Genomic DNA, 26381 nt, shown 5'->3' with positions numbered 1-26381 from the left:
CCTCCTCGCCGCCGGACCGCACCGGCCGGTCCGACGCTATCCGGTCCCGCCCGCGCCGCCCGTGCCGGTCCCGTGCGCCGGACGCATTTACCGACCGGACGTCCCGGAGGGCTCGCCCGATCCCGGCCCGCATGCCACGATCTGTGCATGGGTGAGGTTCTGCTCCTCTTGGTCGTCGCGCTGACCGTCGCGGCTGTGGTGTTCGGGGTGACGGTGCTCGTCTCCGGCAAGGATCCGGGCCTCACGCCGGCCGAGCCGGACGGGCGGGCCGTGCCCCTGCCCGGCAGCCGTCCGCTCGACGAGTCGGACGTGTCCGACGTCCGGTTCGACACGGCGCTGCGCGGCTACCGGATGAGCCAGGTCGACGCGGCGCTGCGCCGGGCGGCGTACGACATCGGCTACAAGACCGAGCTGATCGGCGTCCTGGAGGCGGAGAACGCGGCCCTGCGGGACGGGCGGACCGAGGACGCCGACGCGCTGCGCCGGGCGCGCGAGGAGGCCGCCGCGACCCGTCCCGAGACCGAGCAGGCACCCGACCCGTCCACCCCCGAGCCGGTGGTGATCGACCTGTCCGCGCCCGAGCCGCCGGCCCGGACCGACACCGACGGGCAGCCGGGCCGCACCGACGCCGACGGCCGGGCCGGACGCGCCCCGGCCGAGGCGGGCGTGGCGGAGGCCCCCGCCGCCGCGGCGACCGAGGACACCGTCTCCCCGGCGAACGGGATCGCGGCCGGTCCGGCCGACGACGACCGGGAGCGCGGCTCGGTGGTCCGCTCGGAGTCGGCGTGACCGGCGCCGGCCGGCCGGCCGACGACTTCACCGAGGCGTCCCGCCGGGGTGCCGCCGAGGTCACCGCCACGGTGATCGTCGAGGCCCCGGCCGACCGGGTGTTCGCCGCGCTCACCGCGTGGGAGCGGCAGTCGGACTGGATCCCGCTGACCCGGGTCCGGGTGGTCGAGGGCGACGGCGGCGAGGGGAGCCTGGTCGAGGCGGTCACCGCGCTCGGCCCGGCCGTGCTCCGCGACGAGATGCGTGTGGTCCGGGTCGACGCGCCGTACGAGGTCGGTGTGGTGCACTGCGGCAAACTGCTGCGCGGCCCCGGCGTGCTGCGCTGCACCCCGATGGACCGCGACCGCACGCAGGTGGTCTGGCACGAGTGGTTCCACCTGCCGGGCGGGGCGGCCGGCCGGGTGGCGTGGCCGGTGCTCTGGCCCGGCTCGAAGTTCAGCCTCACCCAGGCGCTGAAGAAGTTCGCCCGGCTGGTCGAGCAGGGCCGCCTGCCCTGACGGGCGGTCGTTGGCGCGGCGGGGCTGTCGGTGGCCCGGCCTATCGTGGACGCCGTGACTGACCTGGTGACCGGCGCCGACGGGCTGCCGCGCTGCGCGTGGGGGGCGAGCACCCCCGACTACGCCGTCTACCACGACGACGAGTGGGGCCGGCCGCTGCGCGGCGACGACGCGCTCTACGAGCGGCTGACGCTGGAGGCGTTCCAGTCCGGCCTGTCCTGGCTGACCATCCTGCGCAAGCGGCAGGCGTTCCGGGACGCCTTCGCCGGCTTCCGGATCGAGTCGGTGGCCCGCTACGGCGAGGCCGACGTGACCCGGCTGATGGCCGACGCGGGGATCGTCCGCAACCGGGCCAAGATCGAGGCGGCGATCGCGAACGCCCGGGCCGCGTCGGAGCTGCCCGAGGGCCTCTCCGCGCTGCTCTGGTCCTTCGCGCCTCCGCCCCGGGCCGCGCGTCCCCGGTCCTTCGCCGAGGTGCCGGCCACCAGCCCGGAGTCCGTGGCGATGGCCAAGGCGCTCAAGAAGCGGGGCTTCCGGTTCGTCGGCCCCACGACCGCCTACGCGCTGATGCAGGCCACCGGCATGGTCGACGACCATCTGGCCGACTGCCACGTGAGCGGTGACCGGGCCGGGGTGTGACGGAGCGCGCCACCTCCGGCGTGATGGGATTGGGGCATGACCGACACCGAGCCGCGTACGAGCGGGACGACAGACGGTGCGACCACGACCGGAGCCTGGGCGGTGCTGCTGCCCGCCGAGCGCTTCGAGGCCGAGCGGCTCGTGCACCACGACGCGCTGGAACTGACCGGGCTGTCCGAGGCGGCCCGCCCCCGGCCCGGTGACCGGGTGGCAGTGCTCGTTGACGAGCCGCTGCGCCTGGTCGCGCTCGGCCGGGTCGCGCTCGCGTCGTCCGAGACCCGGGAGGACCCGGACGATCCGCAGTCCGACGCGGTGGCCGGGTCGCTCGTGGTCACGTACACCCGGCGGGTGCTCGACGAGCCGGTGCCGGTCGACGGCCCGGCGCCGGACGGACCGGTCGTGGCGCTCGACCCGGCCCGCTGGCGGTCGCTGGCCGACCGGCTCGGCCCGCCGCCCGCCCGCAGCACCTGGCTGGTCAGCCTGGACCTGCCGATCGAGGCCGCGTCGCGCGCCGAGGCGGTCCGGATCTTCTGGTCCTACGTGCAGGAGCTGGGCCCGCGGGAGCTGCCGGCGTTCGTCTCGCCGTACGGCGACGAGCTGGCCATGCAGGCGTTCGTGCTCGGCGTCGAGGCCAACCAGGATCCGGAAGAGGACGACTGACCTCCGGGGCCGGCCGGGGCGGTCAGCGTCCCTCGAAGACCGGCTTCTGCTTGGCGACGAACGCCGTCGTGGCGGCCCGGTGGTCGGCGGTGGCGCCGCAGATCGCCTGGGCCTGCGCCTCGGCGGCCAGCGCGTCGGCGAGCGTGCCCGCGTCGGCGATGGAGAGCTGACGCTTGATCGCCCCGTACGCGACGGTCGGGCCGGCGGCGAGCCGGGCGGCCAGTTCCTGCGCGGTCGGGAGCACCTGCTCGTCGTCGTCCACCAGCTTGGTCAGCAGGCCCAGCCGGCAGGCCTCCTCGGCGCCGACCGGCTCGGCGAGCATCAGCAGCTCGACGGCCTTGGCGTGACCGACCAGGCGGGGCAGCGTCCAGGAGGCGCCGGTGTCGGCGGCGAGGCCCACCCCGGCGAACGCCATCAGGAACCGGGTCTTCGGGCCGCCGATGCGGAAGTCGGCCAGGAACGCCAGCGAGGCGCCGGCCCCGGCGGCCATCCCGCGCACCGCGGCGACCACCGGCTTGGGCAGGTTGGCCAGCCGGGCGGCGATCGGGTTGTAGTGCGCCCGGACCGTGGCCAGCGGGTCGGCGTCCGAGGTCTCCAGCGTCCGCACGTGCTCGCGCAGGTCCTGCCCGGCGCTGAACGAGCCGCCCGCGCCGGCGAGCACGACCGCCCGGCAGGACCGGTCGGTCTCCAGCTCGGCCAGCGTGTCCCGGAGCGCCTCCTTGAGCGCCACGTCGAGCGAGTTCATCGCCGTCGGGCGGTTCAGCGTCAGGGTGACGACGGCGTCGGTGCGGTCGACGAGCAGCGGCTCGGTCACGTTCTAACGACCCTTCTGTCGGGCGAGGCGGTTGCCGGTGTCGAGGCACTGCTCGACGTACCGGTCGGCGGCCGGCCGGAGCCGGGCCGCGTGCCGGTCGAAGAAGCTGGCCGCGCTGGTGCCCGGCCAGCGCTCGGGCAGCAGTGCTGGGGGCAGTTGCGGATCCCGGAACAGGAACGTACGCCATGCGTGCACGAGCCGGAATCGGGCCGCGTACGCGTCCTCGTCGCTGCTGCGCACAGTGACGCCGGAGAGCAGCGGCTTCTGCTCGGCGACGAACCGCTCGTACGCCCGCCCGATCTCGGCCAGGTCCCAGGCGCGGCGGACCACGCCCATCGCGCCGGGGGTGCCGGCCGCGTGCGCTGCGGTGAACCGCTCGTAGCGCACGCCCGCCTCGTCGAGCAGCAGGTCGACGTCCTCACCCGGGCGGGTGGCCACCCAGGTGCAGTCGTCGAGCGTGCCGTAGCCGAGGAAGGCGAGGTTCGCGGCGAGCCGCTGCCGGTCCCGGCGGGACGAGGGCGCGGTGAGCACCAGGAGATCGAACCGTCCGTCCCAGCTGTGCCGCCCGGTCCGGTAGATCCGGGACGCCGCCTCGTCGAGTCGACGTGCCGCCTTCGGGGTGATCGAATATCCCGGTCCGGACGCCAGACGGAGCGGTTCCAGCCAGCCCTGACGGACCATCCGGGAGACCGCGGTGCGTACCGCCGGTGGGGCGATCCCGAGCGGGGCGAGCAGCTTGACCAGGGCGGCAACCGGTGCGCGGCCACCCCGGGCCCGGAGGTGGTCGCCGTACAGGTCGAAGAGTGCCGACCGTGCCTGCATGACCGCACATTGTGACAGGCCTATCCAAGATAAGCTAGATGCTGTTACATCAATGCTGCTTCGGTTTGGGTCCGGCGGTGTTCATCAGGGAAAATCGTTGGTCGAGCCTTCCGCGATGGTTGCGGATGGCGATGGCGAAGTGGCTGTGGGGCAACTCACCGACCCTGGTGTAGGTCTGAGGGGAGACAACATGGCGGCGATGAAGCCGCGGACGGGCGACGGTCCGCTGGAAGTCACCAAGGAGGGCCGGGGCATCGTCATGCGAGTCCCGCTGGAGGGTGGTGGCCGGCTCGTCGTCGAGATGACTCCCGACGAGGCCACCGCGCTCGGTGACGCGCTGAAGGCGGCCGCGGGCTGATTCGAGGAGTGTCCCGCACGGCGTCCGCCGTGCGGGCGGTTCGTCCTACCCTGAGCCACCGGCATGCCCGGTGGCTCAGGGTCTTTCCTCGACGGCTGCGTGGGGGAATGTGCCCGTTCAACCCATTTCGGAGGTACGGTCCAGCGTGCTGGTCATTCGTCTGGTGAGTGGGCCCGCAGGGCCCGACGCTCTCGTCCTGCCCGTCCGTCCCGGAGGGCCGGACTCCCCGGACTCCCTGGCCTCGCCGGACCCCACGGTCTCGCCGGCCTCCACGGCCCGCCTGGTCCCGACCGCCGTGCCGCTCGGCGACGACGTCCCTGCCGAGGCCGCAGCCGTCCTGCCCGCCACCCGGCTCACCGGCGCGGCCGGCGAGGTACGCGAGCACCTGCGTCCCGGTGGCTCCCCGGCGCGGCTGTGGCTTCTGGGCGTCGGCGAGGGCGACGAGCGCGACTGGCGCACCGCCGGAGCGGCGCTGGCCCGCGCGGCGAAGGATGAGACGCAGATCACCATCGCACTTCCCGGCGAGGCGACGGCGGCGCTGCGTGGCCTCGCCGAAGGGCTGCTGCTCGGCTCGTACCGATTCCGTCTCACCGAGGCCGGCAAGCGTCCCGCCCTGGCCGAGGTGTCGGTGCTCGTCGATGACCCGGACGCTCTCGCCGGCACGCTCGACGCCGCCCGGGCCACCGCCGAGACGACCCGGCTCGCCCGGGACCTGACCAACATGCCCTCGTCCACCAAGAACCCGGAGTGGTTCGCCGCGCAGGTGGCCGAGGCCGCGTCCGGGCACCCCGGCCTGCACCTGCGGGTACGCGGCCCGGAGGAGCTGGCGGCCGAGGGCTTCGGCGGTCTCCTCGCCGTCGGCGGCGGCTCCGCGAGCGGCCCGCGCCTGGTGGAGCTGGACTGGCGGCCCGACGGCGCGCGTACCCACGTGGTGCTCGTCGGCAAGGGCATCACGTTCGACACCGGCGGCATCTCGATCAAGCCGGTGCCGGCCATGAAGCTCATGCGCAAGGACATGGCCGGTGCCGCCGCCGTGATCGCCGCGACGCTCGGCGCCGCCGAACTGCGCCTGCCGGTCCGGGTCACCACGCTCGCCCCGCTCGCCGAGAACATGGTCAGCGGCTCGGCGTTCCGCCCCGGCGACGTGATCCGGCACTACGGCGGGCTGACGAGCGAGAGCACCAACTCCGACGCCGAGGGCCGGCTGGTGCTCGCCGACGCGCTGGCGTACGCGGCCCGCGAGCTGAAGCCCGACCTGCTGATCGATCTGGCGACGCTGACCGGCGCGAACGCCGTCGCCCTGGGCAAGCGGCACGCCGCGCTCTACAGCGAGAACGACGCGCTCGCGGCCGGCCTGCTCGACGCGATCACCGCGGCCGGCGAGCGGGCCTGGCGGATGCCGCTGGCCGACGACTACGTGGAGTACCTGGCCAGCGAGATCGCCGACCTGCACAGCTCCCCGGCGCAGGGCGCCGGTTCGGTGGTCGCCGCGCTGTTCCTGCGGGAGTTCACCGGCGACCTGCGGGACCGGTGGGCGCACCTGGACATGTCCGCGCCGTCGTGGTCCGACGACACGCACGGCGAACTGGTCAAGGGCGCCACCGGCTGGGGAGTGCGCGGGCTGCTGCGCTGGCTGGCGACGCTGGGCTGACCAGGCGTGCAGGGCATGCCTGATCAGCCTGGTCAGGCCTTGACGGCGGCGAGCAGACCGTGGCCGACCGGCAGCAGCGCGGGCACCCAGTGCTCCGACTCGCGGATCGCCTTGATCGTCTCCCGTACGGTGACCGTCTCGGCGTCCCGCGCGGCCGGGTCGCCGATCCGGCCGGCCGCCAGCGCGCCGTTGAGCGCGAGCACGCCGCCGGGGCGCAGCAGCCGCAGCGCCGCGTCCACGTACGCGGCGAAGCCGGTCGCCACCGCGTCCACGAAGACCAGGTCGTAGGCGCCGTCCGCGAGCCGCGGCAGCACGTCGAGCGCCCGGCCGGTGATGATCCGGGTACGCCCCGACGGGAAGCCCGCCTCCTGGAACAGCCGCCGGGCGATGCGCTGGTATTCGACCTCGACGTCGATCGTGGTGAGCACGCCGTCGGGGCGCATGCCGCGCAGCAGCCACACGCCGCTCACCCCGGTGCCGGTGCCGATCTCCACCACGGCCCGGGCGTTGCCGGCGGCGGCGAGCAGCCGCAGGGCGGCACCCGACCCGGGCGTGACCGCCTCCACCCCCACCTCGTGGGCGAGGGCGCGGGCCGTGCGCAGCACGAGATCCTCGGTGACGAAAGACTCGGCGAAGTGGAGCGCCTGGGCCGTCGAACTGCCGTGACCGGCGACCGTGGCGATGGGACACCTCCGAGGGGCGGACTGGTGCGAGGGGCGGTATGCACTGTGAGCGTAGAGGCGGGCCGGTACCGGCGCAGCCGCGAGTCCGCCGCGGAGTGCTCACGGACGGCAACCCCTGACTCCGTTCGCGTCATCCGTGTAATCCTGGATGCGTCCCGCGCGTCACTGTCGTCCGGCTCCGCCGGCCGTCGGCGCGGGGCCAGCGGGACGGAGTGGGAGGCACCGACGTGACCGACGGCTGGGACTGGCGGCGGCCCGGCGGATCGCCGGCACCGGGTGGGCCGGCGTCCGGACGACCGCCGCAGGACGCCCCGGGTCAGGCGACGTCGCCGTGGTGGTCCGACGCGCTGGCCGACCCGTGGCGGGATCCGTACGCGCCCGCCGCCGTGGTGATCCCGGCGGCGCCGGCGTCCGGTGCGGGGGAGCCGGAGCCGGTCACCGACCCGGACCTGCCGACCCGGCCGGGGCTGCGCCAGGTGGTGCTGATCTCCCTGGTCACGGCGCTGCTGGCCGGTTCTCTCGGCAGCGCCCTGACGTACGCCTTCCTGCGCGGCGGTGACGTGCCGACGATCGGTGCGCAGACCGGGCAGGCCCCGGCGCTGGCCCAGCGCAAGCCCGAGTCGCTGGCCGGGGTGGCCGAGCGGGTCCTGCCCAGCGTGGTCACGATCCGGGTGGTCAGCCTCGGCGGCACCAGCGAGGGCTCCGGCTTCGTGGTGACCAGCGAGGGTCACATCGTCACCAACGACCACGTGGTCGCCGACGGCCCCGGCAAGGCCACTGTCGTGTTCAACGACGGCAGCACCGCCGCAGGCACCGTGGTCGGGCAGGATCCGGAGTCGGACCTCGCCGTGATCAAGGTCTCGCGCAGCGGGCTGACCCCGGTGCAGTTCGGCGACTCCGACGCGCTCGCCGTCGGTGACCCGGTGCTCGCCATCGGGTCGCCGTTGTCGCTCGCCAACACCGTCACCGCCGGCATCGTGAGCGCGCTGGACCGGACGATGCAGGCCGGCGAGCCGGGCGGGCCGACCCGCTACTACGCGGCGATCCAGACCGACGCCGCCGTCAACCACGGCAACTCCGGCGGCCCGCTGGTGGACGGCGCCGGGCGGGTGGTCGGGGTGAACTCGACGATCAAGTCGCTGGTGGCCGACGGGCAGGAGGCCGGCAACATCGGCCTCGCCTTCGCCATCCCGATCAACCAGGCGAAGCGGATCACCGAGGACATCATCGGCACCGGCAAGGCCCGGCGTACGGTGATCGGCGCCCAGGTCGGCGGCACCGGCGCCACCGGCGGCGGCGTACGCCTCAACGCGGTCGAGCCGGCCGGCCCGGCGGCGGCGGCCGGACTGCGTACCGGGGACGTGGTGCTCCGGCTGGACGGCCATCCGATGACCGATCCGACCGACCTGGTGGCCCTGGTGCGCAAGTACGCGCCCGGTTCCGTGGTGACAGTCGAGTACCGGCGCGGGTCGGCGCGGCAGAACGCGTCGGTGACGCTCGCCGCGGATGCGAAGTGAGGACCAGTCACCCCCTCCCCGATGGTCACCTGACGTGCGTAGTCTTGCCCTCACACGGACGAGGAGGCCGCGGTGTTCGAGAACCTGAACTGGTGGGAGATCGGCGTCCTGCTGCTCCTGGCGCTGTTGATCTTCGGCGATCGGCTGCCCAACGTGATCAACGACGGCCTCCGGATGGTCCGCAACCTGCGCAACATGGCGCGCAACGCGACCGGTGACCTGAGCCGCGAGCTGGGTACGGACATCCAGCTGGAGGATCTGCACCCCAAGGCGTTCATCCGCAAGCACCTGCTCAGCGAGGACGACGAGCAGGCGATCCGCAAGCCGCTCCAGAGCATGTACGACAACCTGCGCTCGGACGTCACAGGCGTGCACGACGAGCTGAAGGACGTGGCAAAGGCCGCCGACCTGCGTACCCCGAGGGTCGCGACCAGCACCCCGACCCCCGCGCCCCCGGCCCCCCGCCCGTCCTACGACGACGCCACCTGACCGCGCCCCCTCCCGCGTGCGGCGGGAAGGGGCGGTGGGAAGGGAGCGGTGGGTGAGGGTCAGCGGCCGGCCGGCTTGAGGCCCAAGGGCTTGCCGAGCAGGGACTCGCGGCGGACGGCCAGGCGGTCGGCGACCTTGAACAGCGCCTTCGCGGCAGGGGCGTCCGGCTGCGCCAGCACGATCGGCTGACCGGCGTCGCCGCCCTCACGTACCCGGGTGTCCAGCGGGATCTGCCCCAGCACCGGCACCTGCGCGCCGATCGTGCGGGTCAGCGACTCGGCCACCGCCGCGCCGCCACCGGCCCCGAAGACCTCCATCCGGGAGCCGTCCGGCATCTCCAGCCAGGACATGTTCTCGATCACGCCGACCACCCGCTGGTGGGTCTGCAGCGAGATCGCACCGGCCCGCTCGGCCACCTCGGCGGCCGCAGCCTGCGGGGTGGTGACCACAAGGATCTCCGCGTTCGGCAGCAGCTGGGCCACCGAGATCGCGATGTCGCCGGTGCCCGGCGGCAGGTCGAGCAGGAGGACGTCCAGGTCACCCCAGTAGACGTCGGCGAGGAACTGCTGAAGCGCCCGGTGCAGCATCGGCCCGCGCCAGACCACAGCGGCGTTGCCGGGGGTGAACATGCCGATCGAGATGACCTTCACGCCGTGCGACTGCGGCGGCATGATCATGTCCTCGACGCGGGTCGGCGCGCCGTCGGCGCCGAGCATCCGGGGCACCGAGTGGCCGTAGATGTCCGCGTCCACCACGCCCACCGACAGGCCCCGCGAGGCCAGCGCGGCGGCCAGGTTGACTGTGACGCTGGACTTGCCGACACCGCCCTTGCCGCTGGCGACCGCGTAGACGCGGGTCCGCGAGCCCGGCTGGGCGAACGGGATCACCGGCTCGGCGGTGGCACCACCACCGCGCAGCTTCGACTGGAGCTCCTGACGCTGCTCCGGGCTCATCACACCGAAGATGATCTCGACACCGCTCACGCCCGGTACCGCGCCGACGGCGGCGGTGATGTCACTGCGCAGCTTGTCCTTCAGCGGGCAGCCGGCCACGGTGAGCAGCAGCTCCACCCGGACCACGCCGTCCTCACCACGCTCGGCGGACTGGACCATGCCGAGTTCGGTGATCGGCCGGCGGATCTCCGGGTCGTTGACGGTGGCCAGGGCGGCCTGGATCGCGTCGGAGACGGTGCTGACGGGTGCTGACATGCCCGCAATGCTACGTCGCGGGTCATCGGCCACCGCCGCTGGCGGGGGCGGTGTGAGCGATTCGATGACCGCTCAGCCGTCGCGCCGGCCGTCCCGCGCGTAGTCGCTGTCCAGCTCGTCCCGGGGCTCGTCCAGCGGCTCGCCGCCGCCCGTCCGCCGGCCCTCCCGCTCCTGCTGCCGCCGCTCCCGCCTGCGCCGCCGCTCGGCCGCCTCGTCCAGCTCCTCACCCAGCCGGGTCAGCTCCGAGCGCAGGAAGTCCCGGGTCGCCACGTCACCCATCGCGATCCGCAGCGCGGCGATCTCCCGGGCCAGGTACTCCGTGTCGGCCTTCTGGAGCGTGGCCCGCCGCCGGTCCTCGTCCATCGCGATCCGGTCCCGGTCCGCCTGCCGGTTCTGCGCGAGCAGGATCAACGGCGCCGCGTACGACGCCTGCAGGGAGAGGATCAAGGTCAAGAACGTGAAGGTGTACGGGTCGAAGCGCAGACTCGCCGGCGCCAGCGTGTTCCACAGGAACCAGGCCACCAGGATCAGCGTCATGTAGACGAGGAAGTTCGCCGTACCCATGCCCCGGGCGATGCCCTCGGCCCAGCGGCCGAACGTCTCCGCGTCGATCCGCGGCAGGTGCAGGCTCCGCGGGGCGCGCGGCTGGTCGAGCCGGTCGCCGCGTCGCTGGTCACTCATCGTCGCCGTCCAGGGTGCCGTCGTCGGTGGCGGACGAGGTGGGGGCCGCGTCCCGGTCCCGCCAGTCCCGCGGCAGGGAGTGGTCCAGCACATCGTCCACTGTCACCGCGCCGACCAGCCGGTTGTTCCGGTCCACCACCGGCATGCCGACCATGTCGTACGTGGCCATCCGCCGGGTGATCTCGGGCAGCGGGGTCGACGTGCGCAGCGGGTCGATGTCGTTCACCACGATGCCGCCGAGCAGGTCGGCCGGCGGTTCGCGGAGCAACCGCTGGAAGTGCACCATACCCAGGTAGCGGCCGGTCGGCGTGGTCAGCGGGGCACGGGCCACGAAGACCTGGGCCGCCACCGCGGGGGACAGCTGCGCCTCCCTGATCCGGGCCAGCGCCTCGGCCACCGTGGCGTCCGGCGGCAGGATCACCGGCTCCGAGGTCATCACGCTGCCGGCAGTGCCGGAGGCGTAGCGCAGCAGCTGGCGTACCGGGTCGGCCTCGTCCGGCTCCATGAGGTCCAGCAGCACGTCCTGCTCCGGCGGGGGCAGCTCGTTGAGCAGGTCGGCCGCGTCGTCCGGCTCCATCTCCTCCAGCACGTCGGCGGCGCGCTGGCGGTCCAGCGCGGCCAGGATCTCCACCTGGTCGCGCTCGGGCAGCTCGCTCAGCACGTCGGCCAGGCGTTCGTCGTCGAGCGCGGCGGCCACCTCGTTGCGCCGGGCGTCGGGCAGATCCTGGAGGGCGTTCGCCAGGTCGGCCGGGCGCATGTCCTCCAGGACGGCGAGCAGGTTCGCCGTACCCCGGTTGTCGCCGACCGCGCCCAGCCCGCGGACCCGGTCCCAGTCGACCTGGTGGAGGTGGCCGCGGCGGGTGAGCCGGCCGGTGTGCTCGCGCACGGCGACGCGGCTCAGCGCCCACTCGCCGCCGCGGCTGGACTCCATCGCCACGTCCACCACCGAGCCGGCCTGCCCGCTGTCGAGCTGGACCCGGCGGTCCAGCAGCTCCTGGAGCACCAGCAGTTCGTTCGGGCGCTTCTCGAACCGGCGCAGGTTGAGCGTGCCGCTGCCGAGCACCACCGCGTCCGTGTCGATGGAGGTGATCCGGTTGATGGACAGGAAGATGCGCCGCCGCATCGGCATCTCGGCGACCAGACCGACGACCTCCGGCGGTCGCTGGGTCGCCCGCATCCGGGCCACCGCGTCGCGGACGCGGCCGACCTGGTCGCCGTTCGGGTCGAAAACGGCGACTCCGGCGAGTCGAGCGAGGTAGACCCGGTTCGGCGTGCTCACGGGCACCAGCCTAAGGGCCTACTCTCTAACAACATGTCGACCTTGGGCTACGAGATCGTGGACGTCTTCACCGACCGCCCGTTCGCCGGCAACCCGCTGGCCGTGGTGTTCGGCGCGGAAGGGCTGGCCACCGAGCAGATGCAGGCGCTCGCGCTGGAGTTCAACCTGTCCGAGACGGTCTTCGTGCTGCCGCCGACGCAGGTGGGCGCCACCTACCGGGCCCGGATCTTCACCCCGGCCGACGAGCTGCCCTTCGCCGGGCACCCGAGCGTCGGCGCCGCGGTTACCGCGAGCCGGCGTGGCGTCATCGGCGCGGGCCGGGTCACCCAGGAGTGCGGCGCCGGCGTCCTGCCGATCGAGGTGACCGCCACCGGCGCGACGCTCACCGGCGGCACGCCCACGCTCGGCCCGGAACTCGACCCGGAGCCGCTGCTGGAGATGGTCGGCCTCACCGGCCCCGACCATGTCGGCCCGCCACCGCGGGTCGCCGGGTGCGGCCTCGAATTCCCCTATCTTCCGGTACGCCCGGACGCGGTGGCCCGGGCACGGTTGAACACGACGGCGGCGCAGCGGTACGGAGTGGAGCACGTCAGCCTCTTCTCCTGGGAGCCCGGTTCGCAAACCGCACACGCCCGGGTCTTCGTGCCGGGGCTCGGCGTACCGGAGGACCCGGCGACCGGCTCGGCCGCCCTGGGACTGGGCGTGTGGCTGGTCGCCAGCGGCCTGCTGCCCGGCGAGGGCCGCGCGGAGTACACCGTCCGGCAGGGCATCGAGATCAACCGTCCGTCGACGCTCGCCTGCACGGTGACCGCGTCCGGCGGGCTGGCGGTGGGCGCCACCGTCTCCGGCCAGGTCATGCCGGTGGCCCGAGGCGAGATCACCGTCCCCCCGTTCATCGGCTGATCGCCCGCCCGTGGCCCTCTCCGGGGTGGGGTGGGCGGGGGATGGGGCAGGATGGCGGGGTGAGTGACGAGGTGGACGAGCGGATGACGCCGCCGCTCGTGGACGAGGCGGTGAAGAAGGCCGCGGTCTGCTGGGTGAGCACCGCCGGCGGCCCGGCGTACGCGCTGTGGTGCCTGCCGCTGGAGGGCACCCTGCTGGTGGTCACCGGTCCCGGCGAGCAGGCCGCACCCGGGCTGGCCGACAGCGACACGGCCGACGTGACGCTGCGCGGCGACCACGGCGGGCGGATCGTCAGCTGGCCGGCGCGGGTGACCCGGCTGCAACCGGGCACCGAGGAGTGGGACACCGTCGCGCCGCTGGTCGCGGCGAAGCGGCTCAACGCCTCCGGCTCCGCCGCCGAGCTGGTGGAGCGGTGGGCGGCACAGGGGTGCGCGCTGAACCGGCTCGCGCCCGCCGGCACCGCGGTGTCCGGCGCCGACCTGCCGGACGGCTCGCTGAGCGAGCAGCCCCGACCGACCCCTGTGGTACGGGCCGTCCGCAAGCCGTTCCGCCTGCACCGCGTCCGCCGCCGCTGACCGCGCGAACCGTCGGCGGGCCGGGTCAGGCGACGGGGACCGGGTCGAGCAGGTCGAGCACGCCCCTCAGTGAGGTCAGCGACGGCCCGTCGAAACCGTGGTCGGCGTTGAGAACCACGTGGTCGGCGAGATCCGGTGCCGCCAACCGGGCGGCGCTCAGCCCCGCCCGCTCCGCACCGGTCAGCTCCTGGCTGTCGCCGTCCCCGACGTAGAGGCAGTCGGCCGGGGCCTGGCCGAGCCGGTAACACGCGGCCAGGTAGAGCGCCGGGTCCGGCTTGCAGCGTCCGAGGCGTACCGAGAAGACCTGGGCGTCGAGCAGCGGCGCGACGGCGAGCTGCGGCAGGAACGCCGGTAGTTCGTGCGTGCAGTCGCTGACCAGCCCGGTACGGACGCCCCGGTGGCGCAACGCGGCCAGCACCGGCACCGCCTCGGCGCGTAGCCGGGTGTCCGCGCGTACTGCCCGGTGCCGGGTGGCGACGGCGGCGCGCACGGTCGCGTCGGACGGGTGGACGCCGAGCCGGGCGCACACCCAGCGCATCGTCGACTCGGCGTTCCCGAAGGAGCCGCTGGCCCGTTCGTAGAAGCTGCTGTCCAGCACCTCCACCAGGGCCTCGGTGGAGCAGCCGAGCATGTCGGCGGTGGCGCGGTGGGCGGCTCCGCGCCGCACACCATGGGTCAGGGTGCCGAAGAAGTCGAACAGCACCGCCTGGAATCCGGGCATGAGGGAACGCCTCCGGACGTCGAGGGGGGATCGCCGGGACGCGCATGATCGTAACGGAGTGCTGACTTTCCGTGTCGGTCGGGTGTCCGTGTGAGGATTACCGTTCGTGCCGACCGTTCCGCATCGCCCGCCGCTCGACGCGCTGACGGTGGGCGCGCTCGCCCTGGCCGTCGCCTCGGTCTCGTCCTCGGCGCCGCTCGTGGCGTTCGCCGCCGCGTCGGCGCTGGCAGTGGCGTTCTGGCGTACCGCGTTGTCGGTGGCGGTCCTGGGCCCTGTCGCGTTGACCAGGAGGCGCGCCGAACTCCGGGCGCTGACAGTCGGGCCGGGCCGGCGCGAGGGGCTCTACTGCGTACTCTCCGGGGTCGCCCTGGCCGCCCACTTCGCCACCTGGATGCCGAGCGCGCAGCTCACCTCGGTGGCGGCCGCGACCGCACTCGGGGCGACGCAGCCGGTGTGGCAGGGGCTGATCGCCCGCGGGCAGGGGCGGCGGCTGCCGACGGCGGTGTGGGCCGGAATCGCGGTGGCGGTGCTCGGCGCGGTGCTCGCCACCGGCGCCGACTTCGGCGTCTCCGGCCGGGCGTTCGCCGGCGACCTGCTCGCGGTGGTCGGCGGACTGTTCGCGGCCGTCTACACCGCGTTCGGCGAGCGGGCCCGGGCCAGCATCAGCACCACCACCTACACCACCGTCTGCTACGGCGTCTGCGCGGCGATCCTGCTCGTGGTGTGCCTGGTCGGCGGCGTACGCCTGCACGGCTTCGACGGCGCGACCTGGCTGGCGATCCTCGGCCTGGTGGCGGGCGCCCAGCTGCTCGGCCACTCGATGTTCAACTACGCCCTGCACCGGGTCTCCGCGACCACAGTCAGCGTGCTGATCCTGCTGGAGGCGCCGGGCGCGGCGCTGATCGGCTGGGCGTGGCTGGGGCAGTTGCCCCGGCCGCTGGCCCTGCCGGGCCTGGCGCTGCTGCTGGCCGGCGTTGCGGTGGTGGTGCTCGGCGGCGCGCGGGCCGGCCGTCGCGCCACGCCGGTCGCGGCCCCCGCCGACCCGACGCCGCTCGGCGACTGAGCCGGTCGGGGCGAAGTCGCGCCGTTCCGGCCACCGGGCCGTCCGGTTTGCACGAAAGTGCTCAGGGTGGGGGCGGACCGGGACGACGCGGCGGAGGCGGGCACCGTCGTCACGCCCTCGGCCGAGTTCCCGCCGCTCGGCGACGAGGAACGGGCGGCGCTCGGCCGGATCGGCGAGCGCTGGCGTGGCCCGCGCCGCGCCGACGACCTGCCGGTCGACCCGACGCTCGGGCGGCACGACCGGCACCCGGCGCCCACCCGGTTCGGCCGGCTGGCGCCGATCGACATGTTCACCGTGGCGCAGCCGGACGAACTGGTCGCCACCGGTGCGGCCGACCTGCCCGGCGACCGGGCCGGCCGGACCGCCGCCCGGGTCCGCCGGGCTCTGCTCGGGCCGCCGCTGTCCAGCGCGTCGGTGCTTTACGAGCGGATGCGCAAACTCGTCGCGCTGCCGGTGCTCTCCTCCGACCTGCTCAGCTCCGTGGCGTACGGGCCGGAGGCGATGCTCGCCGTGCTGGTGCTGGCCGGGAGCGCCGCGCTCGGACTGGCCCTGCCGCTCGCCGCCGTGCTCGTGGTGCTGATGGTCGCCGTCGGCCTCTCCTACCAGCAGACCATCCCGGCCTATCCGCACGGCGCCGGCTCCTACATCGTCGCGGGGGACAACCTCGGGCGTACGCCGGGACTCGCCGCCGCGGCCGGGCTGATGCTCGACTACGTGCTGACCGTGTCCGTGTCGGTGGCGGCCGGGGTGCACGCGGTCACCTCGGCGCTACCCGGGCTCAGCTCGTGGGCGGTGCCGCTCGGGGTGCTGGTGATCGCGGTGCTGCTCGCCGGCAACCTGCGCGGCGTACGCACCGCGGGGAACATCTTCGTGCTGCCCACGTACGCGTTCGTGGTAGTGCTGCTCGCGGTGCTGGCTGTGGGTTACGCGAAGGCCGCGGCGCGGGGTTTCGCACCGGTGCCGCCGCCGTCGGTGCCCGCCGCCGAGGGCCTGGGCCTGCTGCTGGTGCTGCGGGCGTTCTCCTCCGGCGCGGTGTCGATGACCGGCATCGAGGCGGTCTCCAACGCGGTGCCCGCGTTCCGCCCGACCGAGTGGCGCAACGCCCGCACCACGCTCGGCTGGATGGTCGCCATGCTCGTCACGCTGTTCGCCGGCCTGGTCGGGCTGATCCACCTCGACGGCCTGGTGCCCCGGGCGGACGAGACGCTGCTGTCCCAACTCGGCCGGGTGACGTTCCCGAGCGGGCCCGGGTACGCGATCCTCCAGGCCACCACCGCGCTGATCCTGCTGCTCGCCGCGAACACGGCGTTCAACGACTTCCCCCGGCTGCTGTTCTTCATGGCCCGCGACGGGCACGCGCCGCGCCGGTTCCTGCACATGGGTGACCGGCTGGCGTTCAGCAACGGGCTGGTGGCGCTGGCGCTGACCGCAGCGGCGGTGTTCGTCGCGTTCGGCGGGCACACCGAGCGGCTGATCCCGCTGTACGCGGTGGGCGTGTTCCTCGCCTTCACGCTGTCCCAGACCGGGATGGTGGTGCACTGGCGGCGCCACCGGGGGCCGGGATGGCGCCGCCGGCTCGCCGTCAACGCGGCCGGGGCGGCGCTGTCCGGGCTGGTGCTGCTGACCGCGGCGGTCGCCAAGTTCACCGAGGGCGCCTGGGTGGTGGTGCTCGCCGTGCCGCTGCTCGTGCTGCTGTTCCGCCGGATCCACAGGCACTACGACCGGCTGCACCACGCGCTGGCTCTGCATCCGCCGCCGTCCGCGCCGCCCGCCGAGGGCGACGAACTGCCCCAGCAGGTACGCCACCTGGTGGTCGTGCCGGTGGCCCGGCTGAACCGGGCGTCGCTGCGCGCGCTGGCGTACGCGACGTCACTCGGGCGGCCGACGCTCGCCGTGCACCTCGCTCCCGAGGAGGCCGAGGCGGACCGGTTCCGGGAGCAGTGGCGGGCCTGGGGCGACCACCTGCGGCTGGAGACGATCGTGTCGCCGTACCGGTCGGTGATCGGGCCGCTGGCGCACTACCTGGAGGCGCTGCACGCGGCGAGCCCGGACCTGACGCTCACCGTGATCGTGCCGGAGGTGGTGCTGCGCCGGCGGCGGTACCGGCTGCTGCACAGCCGCGCCGAGCAGCGGCTACGGGTCGCGTTGCGCGCGCTGCCCGGCGTGGTGGTCACGAGCGTCCCGGTGCACGTGTCGTGACCTCAGACGTCGCGTACCTCCAGCACCCGGGTGGCGGGGGCCGCGTCGCCCAGCTCGGCGCGCAGCGCGACGCGCTCCGGGTCGACCAGGAACGCGTCGAGCCCGGCGCGGACGGCGAACCGGATCACGTGCACCTCGGTCTCCCCGTCCCCGGTGCGCAGCCGACGTTCCAACTCGCCGCCGTGCCGGCCGAGCAGCGCCAGCACCGCGTCCTCGTACCGCCGCCCGGCGTCCACGTCGGCGCTCAGGTCGACGAGCGCGACCAGCAGGACCGCTTGCTCCGTGGTCATGTGTTCCTCTCGGTTCCGTCAGGCGTCCAGCCCGAGCGCCTTCGCGCTGGCCGTCCAGAGCCGGGCGGCCAGCGCCGGGTCGGCGGCCTTGGGCCGGGGCCGGTGCGGCTTGCGGTCGGCGTAGTAGCCGCCGTCGATCAGCCGGGCCGGATCCTGGCAGGCGAGCCAGACGAGCGTCTCCGCGCCCTTCTCCGGGCTGCGGAACGGCAGCAGCCGCATGCCGAGCGCCACGATCCGGCTCTCGTTGCCGAAGCGGGTACGCACCACGCCGGGGTGGAACACGTGCGCCGGCACCTCCGGCCAGCGTCGCGCCGCCTCGGCGGTGAACAGGATGTTCGCCTGCTTGCTGGTGCCGTACGCGCGGAACGGGCGGTAGGAGCGCAACGCGGAGTTGAGGTCGTCCGGGTCCAGCACACCGCTGCGGTGCGCGTCCGATCCGGTGACCACCATCCGCCCGATCCGGTCCCGCAGCAGGTTGCTGAGCAGGAACGGGGCGAGGTGGTTGGCCTGCATGCTCAGCTCGAACCCGTCGACCGTGCTGATCGGTTCCAGCACGATCGCGCCGGCGTTGTTGGCGAGCACGTCGATCCGGTCGTACCGCTCGCGTAACCGCTCGGCGAGCCCGCGTACGTCGTCGAGCACCGCGAAGTCGGCGCGGAACAGCTCCGGCTGCTCGCCGCAGCACTCGCGGACCCGTTCGCCCGCGGCGCGCAGCCGGGCCGGGTCGCGGCCGACCAGCACCACCTGGTCACCGCGGCGCGCCAGTTCCTCCGCGGCGGCCAGCCCGATGCCGGAGCTGGCCCCGGTCAGCACCACGATCCGACGCTCAGTGAGATCTTCCACAGGTCCATTCACCCCGGTCACGGCACGAGGTTACCGTGGCGTCACCACGCCCTTTGGGATCGTTAAGTTCTCGAAATCCACCGCTGCGCCGGCACTCGCGCCGGACGCTGGAAGGAGCGCATCCATGACCGCTGTCGGTCGTCCCCGCCGATCCTGCCTGGCGGTACCCGGCTCCAGCGTCAAAATGCTCGGCAAGGCCCAGGGCCTCCCCGCCGACCAGGTCTTCCTGGACCTGGAGGACGCGGTCGCCCCGCTGGCCAAGCCGGACGCGCGCAAGAACATCGTGGCCGCGCTGAACGAGGGCGACTGGGCGGGCAAGACCCGCGTGGTCCGGGTCAACGACCTGACCACGCCGTGGACCTACCGGGACGTCATCGAGGTGGTCGAGGGCGCCGGGGCGAACCTGGACTGCATCATGCTGCCGAAGGTGCAGAACGCCGAGCAGGTGCACTGGCTGGACCTGCTGCTCACCCAGATCGAGAAGACGCTCGGCCTGGAGGTGGGCCGGATCGGCATCGAGGCGCAGATCGAGAACGCGGCCGGGCTGGTGAACGTGGACGCCATCGCCGGCGCCTCGCCCCGGGTCGAGACGATCATCTTCGGCCCGGCCGACTTCATGGCCTCGATCAACATGAAGTCGCTGGTGGTCGGCGCGCTGATCCCGGACTACCCGGGCGACCCGTACCACTACATCCTCATGCGCATCCTGATGGCCGCGCGGATGCACGACAAGCAGGCCATCGACGGCCCGTTCCTGCAGATCCGGGACGTGGACGCGTTCCGCGAGGTGGCGAAGCGCTCGGCGGCGCTGGGCTTCGACGGCAAGTGGGTGCTGCACCCCGGCCAGATCGACGCCGCGAACGAGGTCTACTCCCCGGCGCAGGCCGACTACGACCACGCCGAGCTGATCCTCGACGCGTACGACTACTACACCTCGGAGGCGGGCGGGAAGCTCGGCGCGGTGATGCTCGGCGACGAGATGATCGACGAGGCGTCCCGCAAGATGGCGCTGGTGATCGCCGCCAAGGGACGCGCCGCCGGCATGTCCCGTACCTCCTCGTTCACCCCGCCCTCGGAGTGACCGGCCCGGGCCGCCCCGAGTTCGCGGGGCGGCCCGCCGAGTTCAGTAGGTCGTGCTGTCGTAGCCGGACGAGTCCTGGTTGGCCGCCCAGACAATGAAGATCACGATGGCGGCGGTGGCCAGCACGGCCAGCACGGTGGCGATCCAGCCGACGATGATGCCTGCGGTGGCGAAGCCCTCGCCGCCCTCGCCGCGCTCCCTGATCTGCTTACGGGACACGTGGCCGAGGATCGCGCCCACCACGCCGATGTAGCCGCCGAGGCCGTAACCGCAGAGGCCGAGCGCGCCGACGATCGAAATGACCATCGCGGCGATGGCCAGGCCGTTCTGCTTCGGTCCGGAGGGGTACCCGTATCCGGGATAACCACCCGGGGGCGGGTACGCGCCCGGCTGCGGATAGGCGCCCGGCGGGTAACCGGCCGCCGCGTACGGGTCGGCGGACTTCATGCCGGCGTACGGGTCGGCGGACGCGTACGGGTCCGCCGAGGTGGGCTGGGCCGGGATGGGGTTGCCGGCCATCGGATCGGCCGGGGGGCTCGACTGCGGCCCGGCCGCCGAGGGGTCCTGCCAGCCACCGGACGGTGGGGGATAGGTCATCTGATCATCTCCAGGTACGTGGTCGCGCTCAGGGTAGCCACCTTGCGCGCGACACGGACGTCCCCTTTCCGGCCACCGCGTTGCCCGTGGGGTCGGCACGGGGCAGGATCCTCGGCATGGCACTTGACGCGCGTGGGGGTCGGTCGCGACGGGACATGAGCCGGCCGGGGTCGGTGCGGCGCCCGCGCGGCGGCGAGCCGGTCGGCGCCGCCGACTCCGAACGGCCGGCGCCGCTGCCGGAACCGGCCACCATGCGCCTGGACGGCCGGGTCGCGCTGGTGACCGGCGCGGGCAGCCCGGACGGCATCGGGTACGCGACCGCGCGCCGGCTGTCCGACCTGGGCGCCCGGGTGGCGATCGTGTCCACCACGAGGCGCATCCACGAACGCGCGGGCGAGCTGGGCGTCACCGGTTTCGTCGCCGACCTCACCGACGAGTCGGAGGTGGGCGCGCTCGCCGACGCGGTGGCCGAGCAGCTCGGCGACGTCGAGGTGCTGGTGAACAACGCGGGCCTGGCCAGCCGGGCCAGCCCGGAGGTGCTGCGACCGGTGGCCCAGCTGACGTACGACGAGTGGCGCGGCGAGATCGACCGCAACCTGACCACCGCATTCCTGTGCAGCCGCGCGTTCATCGGCGGCATGGCCGAGCGGGGCTGGGGCCGGATCGTCAACCTGGCCGCCACCGCCGGGCCGGTCAACGCGCTGCCCACCGAGGCGGCCTACGCGGCGGCCAAGGCCGGTGTGGTCGGGCTGACCCGGGCGCTGGCGATGGAGATGATCGCCGACGGGGTGACGGTGAACGCGGTGGCGCCCGGAATCATCCACACCGCGGCGTCCACCATGGCCGAGATCAAGCAGGGCCTGGGTACGCCGGTCGGGCGTCCCGGCACGCCGGACGAGGTGGCCGCGGCCATCGCGTTCCTCTGCTCGCCGGCCGCGTCGTACATCACCGGGCAGATGCTCGTGGTCGACGGCGGCAACAGCGTCCGGGAGGCGCAGTTCCGCTGACTGTCAGTAGGTGCCGTTGTCGGAGTTGGCCCAGATCGCCAGCCCGATCCAGCCGCAGCAGACCAGCAGGCCGATCGCGGTGAAGATGTAGCTGAGGATCAGTCCCCAGTTGGCGAGCTGGTCGCCGTCCTCGCCGGTCTGCCGGATCTGCCGCTTGGCCAGGTGGCCGCAGACGATGCCGGCGGGCGCGAAGACGAACGCGAAGACGAGCGACAGGATGGCGAGCACGTTCGTGCCACGGGGGCCTGGTCCCGGCCCCTGGCCGGGCGGGCCGTACTGGCCGTAGGGCGGCTGCGGTGCGTACGGGGGTTGCTGGCCCCACTGCGGGTGCTGCTGGCCGTACTGCGGCTGCCCGTACGGCTGGCCGTGCGACGGCGGCTCGTACGGCGACGGTGGCTGCTCGTCGGTCACGGGCGCCCCTTTCCCCAGGTCGACGGCCCTTTCTCTTGCGGACGCTACCCGCAGCGGTGAACCTTTTCACAGCGGTTGTGTGGACTGGTCACCTTGGCGCGGCCGGTCGCGGGACCGATACTGACCGAGCGTTCAGTTACCCATGAGTAAGGCGCCGACCCCGGAGGCTGAGATGGCCCGACTCGCCCAGACACCCGGACTGACCGACGTGCAGCGGTCGATCCTGGAAACCGTCCGGGAGTTCGCCGACAAGGAGATCATCCCGCACGCGCAGCGGCTGGAGCACGCCGACGAGTACCCGAGCGACATCCTCGACGGGATGCGCGAGATGGGGCTGTTCGGCCTCACCATCGACGAGGAGTACGGCGGCCTGGGCGAGTCCCTGCTGACCTACGCGCTCGTGGTCGAGGAGCTGTCCCGGGGCTGGATGTCGATCTCCGGCATCGTCAACACCCACTTCATCGTGGCGTACCTGATCTCGCAGCACGGCTCGGCCGACCAGAAGGCCCGGCTGCTGCCCCGGATGGCCACCGGCGAGGTGCGGGGCGCGTTCTCGATGTCGGAGCCCGAGTGCGGCTCGGACGTCTCGGCGATCAAGTCGAAGGCCGTCCGCGACGGCGACAACTACGTCCTCAACGGCCAGAAGATGTGGCTGACCAACGGGGCGTACTCGTCGGTGGTGGCCACCCTGGTCAAGACCGACACCGGGGCCGACTCGGTCTACGGCAACATGAGCACCTTCCTGCTGGAGAAGGAGCCCGGCTTCGGCGAGACCGCGCCCGGCCTCACCATCCCCGGCAAGATCGACAAGATGGGCTACAAGGGCGTCGAGACCACCGAGATGGTGCTCGACGGCGTCACGGTGCCCGCCTCCGCCGTGCTCGGCGGCGAGGAGAAGGTCGGCCGCGGCTTCTACCAGATGATGGACGGCATCGAGGTCGGCCGCGTCAACGTCGCGGCCCGCGCCTGCGGCATCTCGATCCGGGCGTTCGAGCTGGCGGTCGCGTACGCCCAGCAGCGCCACACCTTCGGCCAGCCGCTCGCCAGGCACCAGGCCGTCGCGTTCAAGCTCGCCGAGATGGGTACGAAGATCGAGGCCGCGCACGCGCTCATGGTCAACGCGGCCCGGCTCAAGGACGCCGGCCAGCGCAACGACGTCGAGGCGGGCATGGCGAAGCTGCTCGCGTCCGAGTACTGCGCCGAGGTGGTCCAGGAGGCGTTCCGGATCCACGGCGGCTACGGCTACTCCAAGGAGTACGAGATCGAGCGCCTGATGCGCGAGGCACCGTTCCTGCTGATCGGCGAGGGCACCTCGGAGATCCAGAAGACGATCATCTCGCGCGGTCTGCTCAAGCAGTACAAGCAGTAGGGGCCCGGCTCACCGCTCGAGCCGGCGCGCTGCCTGCTCGGCGGCGGGCAGGTGCCGCCGCGCGTGCTCGGCCAGCGCCGTCGGGTCGTCGGCGTACAGCCGGATCTCCCGCACCGGCTTGCTCGGCCCGTTCGGCAGCCGTACCGACAGCGACTCGCGCAGCACCACGTCGACCGCCGTCTGGCTGCCGACGCCGAGGTTGAGCACCGCCGGGTCGTCCGCGTCGTACTGGACGGCCCGGCTGGACGGCAGCGACCGGCGGCGGACCGCCACCCGGGCGACCGCGCTCCACGGGATCGTGACGTCGACCGAGGTGCCGTTGCGCACCCGCAGGCCGGCGTCGTCGACGACGTGCGGATGGATCCGGAGGGCGGCCAGCAGCCCGATCATCCACAGCACACCCCAGACGCCGAGCGCGATCGCCGCGTGCCGCACTGTCGGCTGGTCGACCGTGTGCCGCAGGATCACGTCGAGGATCGGGATCTCGATCGTGGACAGGGCGATGAAGGCCAGCAGGATCGGCTGCACGCCGCCGACGTAGGCGTACGTCCCCGCGCCCGGGGCGACCGGATACGGGCGGCGCAGGATCCACCGGGTGAGGCTGCGCCACATGCCCCACTCGTACGCCACCGCACGCCGCGCCAGCCGGATCGCCCGTCCCATGACCGCACCCCCTCTTTTTCAATACAACTGCAATGTAAAACGCGTGTCGGCGAGGTGTCAATGCAGTCGTATTGTGAAACCATGGGGACATGCCGAAGCGGGTCGACCACCGGGAGCGTCGCGCGCTGATCGCCGACGCGCTGATGCGGGTCGCGGCCGAACAGGGCCTGGAGGCGGTCAGCCTGCGCCACGTGGCCGCGGCCGCCGAGGTCAGCCCCGGGATGGTGCAGCACTACTTCCGCACCCGGGACGAGATGATGGTCTTCGCGCTCGCCGTGGTGCGCGAGCGCAACGAGGCCCGGGTCCGGAGGGCGGTCGAGCCGCTCGGCGCGACTCCGGCGCCCCGGGCGCTGCTGCGGGCCATGCTGGCCGAGCTGCTGCCGCTGGACGAGGACCGGCGGGCGGACGGACGGGTGGCCCTGGCGTTCCTCGCGTACACCGCCGTCCGGCCGGCCGTGGCCGCCGCGCTGCACGACGAGACGGCCGCGCTGCTGGCGTTCGTGGCCGGGCAGATCGCCGCCGGCTCACCGCTCGTCGCGGACGGCCGGGTGGACCCGGAACGGGCCGCGGTCGGGCTGCTCGCGGTGATGGAGGGTCTCGGCATCTACGTGCTCGGCGGCCACTACCCCCCGGAGACCGCGTTGGCCGCGCTCGACGCCCAGCTCGACCTGATCTTCGGGCCCGAACCCCCGCCCGGCGCCGTCAGCCGCGACGGGTCAGGCCGGCGGCGGCCCGCTCGACGATGAGGCACTTGTCCTCGACGTAGTCGAGGCCGGCCTCCTCGGCGATCCGGCGCGCCTCGTCCGAGAAGATCCCGAGCTGCAACCACACCGCCGGGGCGCCGATCGCCACCGCCTGCCGCACCACGTCGACCGCGTCGCGGGCCGGGCGGAACACGTCGACCAGGTCGACCGGGTGCGGGATGTCGGCGAGCGCCGGGTACGCCTTCTCGCCGAACAGCTCGTCCACAGTCGGGTTGACCGGGATGATCCGCCACCCGTGCCGCTGCATCTCCAGCGGTACGCGGTGCGCGGCCTTGCCCGGATCACGGGAGGCGCCCACGACGGCGATCACGGCGGAGTCGGCGAGGATCTGCATGGGGGAACGCATCACACGAGACTATCCGCCCGGCGCGGCGATGACAGGTATTTCTGTCCGGTAGGCGATTGACAATCAGCTTTCCCCGCAGTGCAGATGCGGCCGATAACGATTTTTCTGACAATGGCGAACGGCATGGTAAGGGCTTTCTGTAGTCACCATGCCCCCGACTGATGTGATGTGGATCACAAATAGATGGGAGTGGCTTAGGGTATTGTCGATTTCAGCTTTCATTGATCACCTGGCCGGGATATCCAATCGTTCGATCATTGGATATGTCGATGATTGCTGTCTGGTTCTATGCAGGTGTTCTCAACACGGGGAGAGTGCAGATGAGTAGTAACCTCGCAACCAGTAAGCGTCGCGGCCTGCTCGGTGGGCTGTCGGCCGTCGCCCTGGCGACGGCGGCGGGTGCCCTGATGGTCCCTTCGGCCGCTCAGGCGCACACGTCCACTGTCGACCTCAGCCGCTCGGGATGCAGCTACGCCGGGCAGAGCAGCCATGGCTACGCGAAGACCTGGAAGGGCGGCGGGAGCTGCAGCGGACACGCCTGGCTTCGTGTCAACTGGGCCGGCAACGTCAGCAGCTGGTCGCACGATGCGTCCAAGGTCGAGTTCTACGCCCCCGGCAACAACGGCATCGTGTGGAGTGAGCACAAGAGCTGCGAGACCTGCGGCTCGAAGAAGATCAACCACTAGCTCATGCGGATGTCCCATGCCGGACAGCTGCGCGTCTCAATCGCTGCGTTGCTGATCGGTGGGCTGTTCGGCTGCAGTGCTTCTCCGCCCGCTGACCGAGGCGGAGGCACTGCAGCCGGCAGTTCCGATCAACACCTCACCGAGAAGGAGCGGGCGGACGGTGCCGCTGCCCAGGAAGCTCTGCTTGGCGATGGAGTGATAAGCCGAGCGGACTACGAAAAAGCAACCGAGTTTTTGGGTAAATGTCTTCAAGCGCATGATGTGCAGCTCGTCAACAAGGGCTGGAACCCGGTGAATCAACAAGTGATGACCATGTGGTACCGGAACCCAGAACTGTCTGACGATGAGGTTGGGGCCATTGGTGACGAATGTCATGGGGCCTGGCTCGGGCGAGTTGAGGACCAGTTCGCCAAGAGTAATCCCCCCCGCATGAAGCCCGAACTCATGCTTGTCGTCAAGGAGTGCCTGAGGAACAAGAATCTGGCAGTCAGTGATCGAGCGGTGGGCATCCCGGACCTCGACGCTGAACTCGGCGAAGATCGGCGCCAGGACATTCGCGCTTGCGTCAGGCAGGCGGTTTCTCAGCTTTACCCCGACTCGCCGGTGGCCATCTACTAGCGACGGCGTCACATCGCGCTTGCGGTGGCACGTCGACCGGCCTGCCGTCCCCCGAGGCGCACCCGCACCGGGGGGCGGCAAGGCATGGCCCGATCCGGAGGGCGATCAAGGCGTTCCACCCGTACCCGGGTCGGCCGATCGAACCGAATGGGCAGCGC

Annotated in this window: 31 protein-coding genes; 18 read left to right on the top strand and 13 right to left on the bottom strand. The window is 72.8% G+C overall.

The annotated features are described in order from the left end of the window. The first annotated feature begins 147 nt into the window (after positions 1–147). From IF06_RS0123865 to IF06_RS0123850, 4 genes are read left to right on the top strand one after another with little or no spacing between them, the layout of a single operon-like run. A complete protein-coding gene (locus tag IF06_RS0123865) occupies positions 148–789 on the top strand; it encodes a DivIVA domain-containing protein (RefSeq protein WP_013283860.1) in 642 nt (213 codons plus the stop codon). Beyond that, positions 786–1286 (top strand): SRPBCC family protein, encoded by a 501-nt coding sequence (locus IF06_RS0123860; protein ID WP_030273661.1) that lies wholly within the window; start codon positions 786–788, stop codon positions 1284–1286. The genes IF06_RS0123865 and IF06_RS0123860 overlap by 4 nt, the downstream gene beginning before the upstream one ends. A gap of 54 nt (positions 1287–1340) precedes the next feature. Further along, positions 1341–1925, top strand: coding sequence for a DNA-3-methyladenine glycosylase I (locus IF06_RS0123855; protein ID WP_030273659.1), 585 nt, complete (start codon positions 1341–1343; stop codon positions 1923–1925). Positions 1926–1961: 36 nt separating this feature from the next. Further along, a complete protein-coding gene (locus tag IF06_RS0123850; protein ID WP_013283863.1) occupies positions 1962–2585 on the top strand; it encodes a hypothetical protein in 624 nt (207 codons plus the stop codon). A 22-nt stretch (positions 2586–2607) separates the two neighbouring features. Here the strand turns inward: IF06_RS0123850 and IF06_RS0123845 are convergent, their stop codons facing one another. Together IF06_RS0123845 and IF06_RS0123840 are read right to left on the bottom strand one after the other, a co-directional pair. Then, a complete protein-coding gene (locus IF06_RS0123845; RefSeq protein WP_013283864.1) occupies positions 2608–3399 on the bottom strand; it encodes an enoyl-CoA hydratase/isomerase family protein in 792 nt (263 codons plus the stop codon). Positions 3400–3402: 3 nt separating this feature from the next. Next, the gene (locus IF06_RS0123840) at positions 3403–4221 is read right to left on the bottom strand and encodes a PaaX family transcriptional regulator C-terminal domain-containing protein (RefSeq protein WP_013283865.1); all 819 of its coding nucleotides are present in this window, start codon (positions 4219–4221) and stop codon (positions 3403–3405) included. A 190-nt stretch (positions 4222–4411) separates the two neighbouring features. On the opposite strand from IF06_RS0123840, the gene IF06_RS33205 reads away from it, so the two are divergent. Beyond that, complete coding sequence (locus IF06_RS33205) at positions 4412–4579, top strand: DUF3117 domain-containing protein (protein ID WP_013283866.1); 168 nt, start codon at positions 4412–4414, stop codon at positions 4577–4579. 145 nt (positions 4580–4724) lie between these two features. Beyond that, a complete protein-coding gene (locus IF06_RS0123830) occupies positions 4725–6230 on the top strand; it encodes a leucyl aminopeptidase family protein (RefSeq protein ID WP_030273657.1) in 1506 nt (501 codons plus the stop codon). Positions 6231–6262: 32 nt separating this feature from the next. Here IF06_RS0123830 and IF06_RS0123825 read toward each other — a convergent pair whose 3' ends face one another. Next, complete coding sequence (locus IF06_RS0123825) at positions 6263–6913, bottom strand: O-methyltransferase (protein WP_082171245.1); 651 nt, start codon at positions 6911–6913, stop codon at positions 6263–6265. A 212-nt stretch (positions 6914–7125) separates the two neighbouring features. On the opposite strand from IF06_RS0123825, the gene IF06_RS0123820 reads away from it, so the two are divergent. After that, the gene (locus IF06_RS0123820; RefSeq protein ID WP_030273655.1) at positions 7126–8430 is read left to right on the top strand and encodes a S1C family serine protease; all 1305 of its coding nucleotides are present in this window, start codon (positions 7126–7128) and stop codon (positions 8428–8430) included. Between the two features lie 72 nt (positions 8431–8502). Beyond that, a complete protein-coding gene (locus tag IF06_RS0123815; RefSeq protein ID WP_013283870.1) occupies positions 8503–8919 on the top strand; it encodes a Sec-independent protein translocase TatB in 417 nt (138 codons plus the stop codon). A 59-nt stretch (positions 8920–8978) separates the two neighbouring features. Here the strand turns inward: IF06_RS0123815 and IF06_RS0123810 are convergent, their stop codons facing one another. From IF06_RS0123810 to IF06_RS0123800, 3 genes are all read right to left on the bottom strand, one after another. Next, positions 8979–10127 (bottom strand): Mrp/NBP35 family ATP-binding protein, encoded by a 1149-nt coding sequence (locus IF06_RS0123810; RefSeq protein WP_030273653.1) that lies wholly within the window; start codon positions 10125–10127, stop codon positions 8979–8981. 72 nt (positions 10128–10199) lie between these two features. Then, entirely contained in the window at positions 10200–10808 is a 609-nt protein-coding gene (locus tag IF06_RS0123805; RefSeq protein WP_013283872.1) for a DUF1003 domain-containing protein, read from the bottom strand. Beyond that, positions 10801–12087, bottom strand: a complete 1287-nt coding sequence (locus IF06_RS0123800) for a magnesium transporter MgtE N-terminal domain-containing protein (RefSeq protein WP_013283873.1) — start codon at positions 12085–12087, stop codon at positions 10801–10803. Before IF06_RS0123800 ends, IF06_RS0123805 begins: the two co-directional genes overlap by 8 nt. 33 nt (positions 12088–12120) lie before the next feature. Here IF06_RS0123800 and IF06_RS0123795 point away from each other — a divergent pair, with 33 nt between their 5' ends. Together IF06_RS0123795 and IF06_RS0123790 are read left to right on the top strand one after the other, a co-directional pair. Further along, positions 12121–12990 carry a PhzF family phenazine biosynthesis protein gene (locus IF06_RS0123795; protein ID WP_013283874.1) on the top strand — a complete coding sequence of 290 codons (870 nt, stop codon included), beginning with the start codon at positions 12121–12123 and terminating at the stop codon, positions 12988–12990. A gap of 41 nt (positions 12991–13031) precedes the next feature. After that, entirely contained in the window at positions 13032–13565 is a 534-nt protein-coding gene (locus IF06_RS0123790) for a hypothetical protein (protein ID WP_174361691.1), read from the top strand. A 25-nt stretch (positions 13566–13590) separates the two neighbouring features. Here IF06_RS0123790 and IF06_RS0123785 read toward each other — a convergent pair whose 3' ends face one another. Further along, positions 13591–14286 (bottom strand): HAD family hydrolase, encoded by a 696-nt coding sequence (locus IF06_RS0123785; RefSeq protein WP_030273651.1) that lies wholly within the window; start codon positions 14284–14286, stop codon positions 13591–13593. 106 nt (positions 14287–14392) lie between these two features. On the opposite strand from IF06_RS0123785, the gene IF06_RS0123780 reads away from it, so the two are divergent. Then, on the top strand, positions 14393–15349 hold the full coding sequence (locus IF06_RS0123780) for a DMT family transporter (RefSeq protein WP_030273649.1): 957 nt from the start codon (positions 14393–14395) through the stop codon (positions 15347–15349). A gap of 66 nt (positions 15350–15415) precedes the next feature. Further along, positions 15416–17548, top strand: a complete 2133-nt coding sequence (locus tag IF06_RS0123775; RefSeq protein ID WP_232236756.1) for an APC family permease — start codon at positions 15416–15418, stop codon at positions 17546–17548. Between the two features lie 2 nt (positions 17549–17550). Here IF06_RS0123775 and IF06_RS0123770 read toward each other — a convergent pair whose 3' ends face one another. Both IF06_RS0123770 and IF06_RS0123765 read right to left on the bottom strand, forming a co-directional pair. After that, the gene (locus tag IF06_RS0123770) at positions 17551–17838 is read right to left on the bottom strand and encodes a hypothetical protein (RefSeq protein ID WP_030273645.1); all 288 of its coding nucleotides are present in this window, start codon (positions 17836–17838) and stop codon (positions 17551–17553) included. Between the two features lie 18 nt (positions 17839–17856). After that, complete coding sequence (locus IF06_RS0123765) at positions 17857–18681, bottom strand: SDR family NAD(P)-dependent oxidoreductase (RefSeq protein ID WP_030273644.1); 825 nt, start codon at positions 18679–18681, stop codon at positions 17857–17859. A gap of 124 nt (positions 18682–18805) precedes the next feature. Here IF06_RS0123765 and IF06_RS0123760 point away from each other — a divergent pair, with 124 nt between their 5' ends. Further along, entirely contained in the window at positions 18806–19762 is a 957-nt protein-coding gene (locus IF06_RS0123760; RefSeq protein ID WP_013283881.1) for an HpcH/HpaI aldolase/citrate lyase family protein, read from the top strand. 42 nt (positions 19763–19804) lie between these two features. Here IF06_RS0123760 and IF06_RS0123755 read toward each other — a convergent pair whose 3' ends face one another. Further along, positions 19805–20359 carry a DUF4190 domain-containing protein gene (locus tag IF06_RS0123755; protein ID WP_013283882.1) on the bottom strand — a complete coding sequence of 185 codons (555 nt, stop codon included), beginning with the start codon at positions 20357–20359 and terminating at the stop codon, positions 19805–19807. Positions 20360–20475: 116 nt separating this feature from the next. Here IF06_RS0123755 and IF06_RS0123750 point away from each other — a divergent pair, with 116 nt between their 5' ends. Further along, positions 20476–21366, top strand: a complete 891-nt coding sequence (locus IF06_RS0123750) for an SDR family NAD(P)-dependent oxidoreductase (RefSeq protein ID WP_036311415.1) — start codon at positions 20476–20478, stop codon at positions 21364–21366. 3 nt (positions 21367–21369) lie between these two features. Here IF06_RS0123750 and IF06_RS0123745 read toward each other — a convergent pair whose 3' ends face one another. After that, entirely contained in the window at positions 21370–21777 is a 408-nt protein-coding gene (locus IF06_RS0123745; RefSeq protein WP_013283884.1) for a DUF4190 domain-containing protein, read from the bottom strand. A gap of 172 nt (positions 21778–21949) precedes the next feature. On the opposite strand from IF06_RS0123745, the gene IF06_RS0123740 reads away from it, so the two are divergent. Further along, complete coding sequence (locus IF06_RS0123740; protein WP_013283885.1) at positions 21950–23146, top strand: acyl-CoA dehydrogenase family protein; 1197 nt, start codon at positions 21950–21952, stop codon at positions 23144–23146. Between the two features lie 9 nt (positions 23147–23155). Here the strand turns inward: IF06_RS0123740 and IF06_RS0123735 are convergent, their stop codons facing one another. Beyond that, positions 23156–23809, bottom strand: coding sequence for a PH domain-containing protein (locus tag IF06_RS0123735; protein WP_030273640.1), 654 nt, complete (start codon positions 23807–23809; stop codon positions 23156–23158). 89 nt (positions 23810–23898) lie between these two features. Between IF06_RS0123735 and IF06_RS0123730 the strand changes: the two genes are divergently transcribed. Further along, the gene (locus tag IF06_RS0123730) at positions 23899–24555 is read left to right on the top strand and encodes a TetR/AcrR family transcriptional regulator (protein WP_030273638.1); all 657 of its coding nucleotides are present in this window, start codon (positions 23899–23901) and stop codon (positions 24553–24555) included. Here IF06_RS0123730 and IF06_RS0123725 read toward each other — a convergent pair. Then, complete coding sequence (locus IF06_RS0123725) at positions 24512–24919, bottom strand: CoA-binding protein (RefSeq protein ID WP_013283888.1); 408 nt, start codon at positions 24917–24919, stop codon at positions 24512–24514. The two genes, IF06_RS0123730 and IF06_RS0123725, sit on opposite strands and share 44 nt — an antisense overlap. Positions 24920–25239: 320 nt before the next feature. On the opposite strand from IF06_RS0123725, the gene IF06_RS0123720 reads away from it, so the two are divergent. Together IF06_RS0123720 and IF06_RS33670 are read left to right on the top strand one after the other, a co-directional pair. Next, complete coding sequence (locus IF06_RS0123720; protein ID WP_157551525.1) at positions 25240–25605, top strand: hypothetical protein; 366 nt, start codon at positions 25240–25242, stop codon at positions 25603–25605. A gap of 3 nt (positions 25606–25608) precedes the next feature. Further along, positions 25609–26223 (top strand): hypothetical protein, encoded by a 615-nt coding sequence (locus IF06_RS33670; protein WP_151012777.1) that lies wholly within the window; start codon positions 25609–25611, stop codon positions 26221–26223. The last annotated feature ends 158 nt before the right edge of the window (positions 26224–26381 follow it).

This window comes from Micromonospora globosa (assembly GCF_000717585.1).
In the GTDB taxonomy this organism is placed as follows: domain Bacteria; phylum Actinomycetota; class Actinomycetes; order Mycobacteriales; family Micromonosporaceae; genus Micromonospora; species Micromonospora aurantiaca.
Note: the sequence above shows the minus strand (reverse complement) of the source record. Positions and strands in the feature narration are given on the sequence as shown.

Coding starts and splice junctions, on each gene's coding strand:
- IF06_RS0123840 (WP_013283865.1), bottom strand. CDS start 4,221: ATGCAGGCACGGTCGGCACTCTTCGACCTGTACGGCGACCACCTCCGG.
- IF06_RS0123760 (WP_013283881.1), top strand. CDS start 18,806: ATGACCGCTGTCGGTCGTCCCCGCCGATCCTGCCTGGCGGTACCCGGC.
- IF06_RS0123750 (WP_036311415.1), top strand. CDS start 20,476: ATGGCACTTGACGCGCGTGGGGGTCGGTCGCGACGGGACATGAGCCGG.
- IF06_RS0123725 (WP_013283888.1), bottom strand. CDS start 24,919: ATGCGTTCCCCCATGCAGATCCTCGCCGACTCCGCCGTGATCGCCGTC.
- IF06_RS0123810 (WP_030273653.1), bottom strand. CDS start 10,127: ATGTCAGCACCCGTCAGCACCGTCTCCGACGCGATCCAGGCCGCCCTG.
- IF06_RS0123770 (WP_030273645.1), bottom strand. CDS start 17,838: ATGACCACGGAGCAAGCGGTCCTGCTGGTCGCGCTCGTCGACCTGAGC.
- IF06_RS0123850 (WP_013283863.1), top strand. CDS start 1,962: ATGACCGACACCGAGCCGCGTACGAGCGGGACGACAGACGGTGCGACC.
- IF06_RS0123730 (WP_030273638.1), top strand. CDS start 23,899: ATGCCGAAGCGGGTCGACCACCGGGAGCGTCGCGCGCTGATCGCCGAC.
- IF06_RS0123865 (WP_013283860.1), top strand. CDS start 148: ATGGGTGAGGTTCTGCTCCTCTTGGTCGTCGCGCTGACCGTCGCGGCT.
- IF06_RS0123790 (WP_174361691.1), top strand. CDS start 13,032: ATGGGGCAGGATGGCGGGGTGAGTGACGAGGTGGACGAGCGGATGACG.
- IF06_RS0123740 (WP_013283885.1), top strand. CDS start 21,950: ATGGCCCGACTCGCCCAGACACCCGGACTGACCGACGTGCAGCGGTCG.
- IF06_RS0123795 (WP_013283874.1), top strand. CDS start 12,121: ATGTCGACCTTGGGCTACGAGATCGTGGACGTCTTCACCGACCGCCCG.
- IF06_RS0123785 (WP_030273651.1), bottom strand. CDS start 14,286: ATGCCCGGATTCCAGGCGGTGCTGTTCGACTTCTTCGGCACCCTGACC.
- IF06_RS0123805 (WP_013283872.1), bottom strand. CDS start 10,808: ATGAGTGACCAGCGACGCGGCGACCGGCTCGACCAGCCGCGCGCCCCG.
- IF06_RS0123720 (WP_157551525.1), top strand. CDS start 25,240: ATGAGTAGTAACCTCGCAACCAGTAAGCGTCGCGGCCTGCTCGGTGGG.
- IF06_RS0123755 (WP_013283882.1), bottom strand. CDS start 20,359: ATGACCTATCCCCCACCGTCCGGTGGCTGGCAGGACCCCTCGGCGGCC.
- IF06_RS0123735 (WP_030273640.1), bottom strand. CDS start 23,809: ATGGGACGGGCGATCCGGCTGGCGCGGCGTGCGGTGGCGTACGAGTGG.
- IF06_RS33670 (WP_151012777.1), top strand. CDS start 25,609: ATGCGGATGTCCCATGCCGGACAGCTGCGCGTCTCAATCGCTGCGTTG.
- IF06_RS33205 (WP_013283866.1), top strand. CDS start 4,412: ATGGCGGCGATGAAGCCGCGGACGGGCGACGGTCCGCTGGAAGTCACC.